General features: G+C 33.2%; 7 protein-coding genes. All 7 read right to left on the bottom strand.

Annotated elements, in window-relative coordinates:
- The coding region (locus AC2LE6_RS02320; RefSeq protein ID WP_484477630.1) for an electron transport complex subunit RsxC at positions 1-947 on the bottom strand (947 nt) is incomplete at its 3' end.
- Between the two features lie 23 nt (positions 948-970).
- Positions 971-2,665 (bottom strand): phospho-sugar mutase, encoded by a 1,695-nt coding sequence (locus AC2LE6_RS02315; protein ID WP_484477629.1) that lies wholly within the window; start codon positions 2,663-2,665, stop codon positions 971-973.
- A 104-nt stretch (positions 2,666-2,769) separates the two neighbouring features.
- Complete coding sequence (locus AC2LE6_RS02310) at positions 2,770-3,222, bottom strand: hypothetical protein (RefSeq protein WP_484477628.1); 453 nt, start codon at positions 3,220-3,222, stop codon at positions 2,770-2,772.
- Positions 3,223-3,281: 59 nt separating this feature from the next.
- On the bottom strand, positions 3,282-3,857 hold the full coding sequence (locus AC2LE6_RS02305) for a peroxiredoxin (protein WP_484477627.1): 576 nt from the start codon (positions 3,855-3,857) through the stop codon (positions 3,282-3,284).
- A gap of 114 nt (positions 3,858-3,971) precedes the next feature.
- Entirely contained in the window at positions 3,972-4,247 is a 276-nt protein-coding gene (locus AC2LE6_RS02300; RefSeq protein WP_484477626.1) for a hypothetical protein, read from the bottom strand.
- Positions 4,248-4,249: 2 nt separating this feature from the next.
- Positions 4,250-5,500, bottom strand: coding sequence for a cation:proton antiporter (locus AC2LE6_RS02295; protein ID WP_484477625.1), 1,251 nt, complete (start codon positions 5,498-5,500; stop codon positions 4,250-4,252).
- A gap of 225 nt (positions 5,501-5,725) precedes the next feature.
- The coding region (locus tag AC2LE6_RS02290) for a purine-nucleoside phosphorylase (protein WP_484477624.1) at positions 5,726-6,330 on the bottom strand (605 nt) is incomplete at its 5' end.

Genomic DNA, 6,330 nt, shown 5'->3' with positions numbered 1-6,330 from the left:
CTTAATTTAATTAATTCTTTGACACTTGAACCAACTCTAACACGGTAATTCTGTGGGAATTTAATCGCGTCTCCAGTTAAAGTAAAGTATCTTTTTACAACGGGTAAATTATGTTTAACTGCATCAAATATACCAGCCGCTGTAGAAACGTTAAATCCAATAACACCATATTTCATTGGTAAAACACCGTGAGGTATATCAATGTTTAAAGCTGATTTGAACATTTCAATTTCCCAACCTTGAGGGTAATAATTTCCAACCTTAACCACTTCAATGTTAAGTTCTGGGAAACGAACATTTAATACTTGTGACAATACTTGGAATAAAGGATCTTTATTACCTTTGATAGCAATCATACCTTTTTTAACACCAAGTGCTTGCATAATGTATTTAAGTCCAGTAATAACTCGACCTGGATGTTCTAAGATTAAACGGTAATCACTACTCAAATAAGGCTCGCACTCTACTGCGTTTATCACTACAGTATCGATTTTATCTTTTGTTGCAAGTTTTATATAAGTAGGGAATCCACTTCCCCCAAGACCAACCAAACTTTTCTCCTTCACGATTTCAACGAAATCGTCTTGAGTTAGTTCTTCAATAACATGATCAGGTCTGTCCACGATAGATTCGTGGTATGTGTCTTTAAAATCATTTCTAATTTCTATGACATCAACTTTACGTCCGGTTCTATGAAACTTTTTAGTAACTTCACCAACAACACCACTAATCGTTGCATGGATAGGTTGTTCAAAGAAACCACCGAATCTCTTACCAATAACTTCTCCTAATTTTACATGTGCTCCTGGTTCAACATATACTTCATATGTTTTACATCTTCCACTTTGAAGATGTATGAAAACTGATTCAGGATCAACATACCTAAGAGAAGGAAGTGCTTTTGTTAGAGCTTTGTAATCTCTAACTTTTCTTGACTTTTTAATCATTCAATCACGTCCTCTTAAATCGTCTAAATTTTGTTTACTAAGTTAACAACCGTTTCTTTTATGCCCTTGTTCTTTTCTTTTGAAGATTCTAAGTTGTCACTTAACACACCTATATAAATCTTAAGTTTTGGTTCTGTCCCACTCGGTCTTAGTACAAACCAAGATCCATCACTTAAAAAGAATTTCAGTACGTTTGACTTTGGTAATGTCAACTCTTCAGTTTTATTACCAATATATCTTTTACTAGTTAAGTAGTCTTCTACTTTCACTATTGTAAGATCATTAATTTCTTTTGGTCCATTTGTTCTAAATGCTTCCATTATTTCAGTAATTTTATGTGCCCCACTTGCGCCCTCTAGAACAACGTTTACTAAATCCTCAATATAATATCCATATGTACTGTAAAGATAATCTAAATAATCTACCAATGTTCTACCACTTGGTTTTCCAATATTTGCGATTTCACTAATCATCAATAACGCTTGAATGCTATCTTTGTCTCTAACGAAGTCTTTTACTACATACCCGTAGCTTTCTTCATATCCAAACATAAATTCAAAATCTGTATCTTCAATGATTTTAGCTTGCTCACCAATAAATTTAAATCCCGTTAAAGTACTCTCAACTTTCATTCCATATGATTTTGCAATTTTTGCACCAAATTCAGAAGTAACAACAGTATTGTAAACCATACCTTTTTTAGGTAAAGTTCCTTGTTCTTTTCTTGTTCTTAAAATGTAATCAACCATTATTGCCCCAGTTTGATTCCCTGTTAATAATTGATATTCTCCATCATGTAATACTGCAACACCTAGTCTATCAGCGTCAGGATCTGTTGCTATTAAAATATCGGCATTATGTTCTTTTCCATAATTTATTGCATACTCAAATGCACCTGCATTCTCAGGATTAGGACTTGCAACAGTCCCAAAATCTGGATCAGGAATCATTTGCTCTTTTACTGGAATAACTTTATAACCATTTCTTTTTAATATTTCAACACCCATAAATGCAGCTGTTCCATGTAGTGGTGTAAACACTATTTTCAAGTCCTTCTCAGGTTTCTTGTTTAATTGAATTGTGTCTACCATCTCTAAATACGCTTTGTCTATGTCACTACCAATAATCTCAATTAACCCTTGTGCTTTGGCTTGATCATACTCAACAAACTCAATTCCAAATACATTCTTTACACTTTCAACATGTTCAATCACTTGATCAGCGTATCTAGGTACTAATTGACAACCATCTTCATCATAGATTTTGTATCCGTTATACTTTGGTGGATTATGTGATGCTGTAACTACGATTCCACCAATCGCATTTAAATGTCTCACAGCAAAACTAAGTTCAGGAGTTGGTCTTAAACTATCAAATAGGTAAGACTTGATTCCAAAACTAGCAAGTACACATGCACTTTCTTTTGCGAACTCAACACTTTTATGACGATTATCATGAGCAATAACTACTCCTCTTGATACTTCCTCATATTTTTCACTTAAGTATTTTCCAAAACCATAATTGGCTTTTCTAATTGTGTATTTATTCATTCTGTTGATACCAGCACCAATAATTCCTCTCATTCCACCTGTTCCAAACTGCAAACTAGTGTAAAATGAATCTTCAATATCAGTCTCGCTCATACCTTTTAGTTCGTCTACTAACTCTTTATCTAAGCCGTCGAACTCTAGCCACTTTTCATATTCTTTTTTATACATCTAATCACCTCAAATTTACCAATGGTTATTATAATATAAAAAGGCCATCTTTACAATGAAAAATGGCCTTTTCTAAATTAAATATAATTATATATAATTATAGTCTAGTAGTAGATACTAGCAGATATAAGAAACGTATATGGCATTGTTATAATTGCCAGGGCAAGTGATAATCTAATTACTTCTTGTTTGGTTAAGTTACTGCTGCTGTAATTCCAGTAGTTAAAGAAGTAAATTAACACACCTACAAACAGAATAGCCACAACGTGAACTATTACACTAATCGGATTACTCCAAATGTGAAAATAGTTGATAGAACTCGGTGTGATTTCGTATGTCAATGTCAATGCTATTCCCCCAATAATATCAGCTAGAAATCCAAACAAAATGGTAAAAAGTATATTCCATTTGAAGTAACCAAAGTACTCAGCAGTATTCCTTGTCATGAACTTAACAACACCTATATCAATTGCAACATTTCCGACAATTGCAATAAATATAAGAAATGGTATAAAGTAAAACAACATCCATACTGGGAATATTAAGTTAAAAATCATATAATCCCCTCCTGATGAAAATTATACCATAAAAAAAGAGGCATTTGCCTCTTTAATTTTTATAGAGTATCTTCTCCTGGTTGCCATCCACAAGGCACCATTTCTCCAGCTACTTCTTTTTGGAATACTTGTAATGTTCTTAACACTTCATCAACGTTTCTTCCACCTTCACCATGGTTAACATGTGCGGCTTTTAATAATCCGTCAGGACTGATAAAGAATGTACCTCTCCAAGCGATTCCTTTTTCATCATCAAGCACACCGTATGCTTCACTTACAACGTGGTTGTTGTCTGACGCATGGATATGTTTAAGTCTTTCTAAATCTTTACGTTCTTGCCATGCTAAGTGACTGAATACACTATCTGTTGAACATGCGATTAACTCTGTATTTAACTCTGCAAATTTTTCAGTTAATGCATTAAATCTTTTGATTTCAGTTGGACAAACAAATGTAAAATCAAGTGGGTAAAAATATAATACAACCCATTTACCTTGTTCTAATAATTCATCTAAGTTTACTTTTCCAAAACGATCTAAATATTCACCCGTTGGTAATACAGCATCCATTTCAAATTTAGGTGCAGGTTTCCCTACTTTAGCACCAGTTACATAAAATTCATTTTCATATGACATAATATTGTCTCCTCCTTATTATTACTTACATATAAATTGTATGGTATATTTGTTTTTTTTTCAAATAAAACACACTCAAAAACACAAAAAAAAAGACAAATCTAATTGTCTTTCTTAATTATGAAATAAATAATCTACAACTGCATGCTCAAATTCGTTATTTTTGTTCAAATTCGTTTGTGCTCCATGGTTATGACAATAGTGATTTGTGCATTCTGTTGAATGACTTTTTTTGTCAATTCTCATATCGTAATCATAAACAAACACATCATCATTATACTCAATATGAATGCATATTGCATCTTTCTTGTCATACTGTATAGAACATGTATTTAAATGACCATGTAAATGATTTTCAGTTATTTCCGATAGTCCATTATATTTTTCCATGATTACCCCTCGTATCTAATTTCATTTGACCCTTTGAATGCCATCTTAACAAGTAATGGTCCGAATAGTTCAAATACTAGTACTGCAGCTAATACTACATTCTTAATTACTGCCGCATATTCAGGGAATCCAGCGCTAGTTAACGCTGCTACTGCTGCGAAACTAAGCCCGATTGCTACTCCCGATTGAGGTAATAAACTTAATCCTAAGTATTTTTGTACATTTGGTGATGATTTACAAACTTTACAACCAACATATGAACCAGCAACTTTACCAATAATTCTACCAATAATGTACATCGCTCCTACTCCACCAACTGTTAATAAAACAGAAAAATCAAGTTCAGCTCCTGCAATTACAAAGAATGCTATCATCATAGGTGGTACGAAACTAGATATTATTTTTTCTTCTACTTCATAACAATCCTTATTGATCATATTGGTAACAATTGCTCCAGCGATCATAGGTGTTAATATTGCAGAACCACCATAGTATAAAGCAAGTCCTGTTGTAACTAAAACAGCAATAACAGAAACATTTAAGTTCTTAACTTCTCGTTCTCTATTTCGATCAATTGTTTTAACAGCTATACCTGTTCCAACACCAACTATCGTACCAATTAGGATACTTAGTCCGATTTCAACTATTGGTCCTTCTAGTAATGCCCATACACCAGTTGCAGCATGTTCTCCTTCTGCCCCAAGTAAACTTACTGAAATACTTAATAGTATACCGAATATAATAACTCCAACAGCATCATCTAACCCAACAACAGGTAATAATGTATCTGTTAGTTCACCTTTAGTACGGTATTTCTTAACAATCATCATAATAGGTGCAGGTGCTGTTGCAGCTGCGATTGCTCCTAAGATTAACGCGATTGAGATATGTTCAGCGAATAGACTAATACCTAAAATTACAAATACAACAGTTGCTACTGCTTGTACAATTGTGATAACTGCAATTTTAGCACCGGTTTTTTTCAACTTACCAAACCATAATTCGTTCCCTACTTGGAACGCGATAAATCCTAATGCAATTTGTGGTATAAATTGCAAACTGTGTAAACTCTCTATTGAGATTACATGAAATATTGGACCTAATAAAAGTCCTGCGATAAGGTATCCTGTTACATCAGGAATTTTAATCAACTCAGCTAGTCTACCCACTATTAGTCCAGCTAGAACTATTAATCCTACATCAAAAATTAGTAGCGCAGTTGTGCTATGTGTCACACTCGATAAAATCATCATTTTGTCATTTCCTCCAACAAAAAAACTGATGAACTATATTCATTCTATCTAAAAATCTCTTTAGATATCGCGAAAGTCATCAGTTAGGCTTATTTTTTTTAAATAAATTAAGTCACCTTGGCTTAGGGATATTATTTACTTTTCCAACAAGAATTATACTCCTATAATACTCATTGTCAATAAATATTTATTTTTTTCTTTCCTATTTATATATAGGTTTCAAATCTAGAACTTATTGACGATAGCTTTAATCCAGTTTGCCAGCTTTGTTGATGCCTCTTTTGCTACTCTTACAACATTGTCATGACTATGTTTTTGCTCCTGTATTCCTGTTGCCATATTCGTAATTGTTGCAAATGCCAAAACTTTTATTCCTAAGTAATGAGCGACAATCGTTTCTGGAACTGTGCTCATACCAACTGCATCACTTCCCATAGTTTTAATCATTCTTATCTCAGCTTTAGATTCATAGTAGGGTCCCATAAATCCTGTATATACACCTTCAACATAAGGAATATCTAATTTATTAGCTTCTTTTCTAGCAATTATTCTTAAATCCATATCATATGGTTCAGTCATATCAGGGAACCTTGGTCCAAAACGCTCATCGTTTGGTCCGATTAGTGGGTTAGTTGGCATCATATTAATGAAGTCATTTATAACCATGATACTACCTGGAGATAATCGTTCTTTATTAATTCCTCCACAAGAGTTTGTTAATATTATTTGCTCTATCCCTAATAGTTTGAATACGTAAATCGGAAAGGTTACTTCCTTCATTGTATATCCTTCGTAATAATGAAAACGACCGCTCATTAACAAAACTTCTT

The sequence above is a fragment of the Candidatus Izemoplasma sp. genome, from assembly GCF_982632705.1.
The sequence above is the reverse complement of the archived record's forward strand: the minus strand, read 5'-3'. Positions and strand labels throughout refer to the sequence as shown.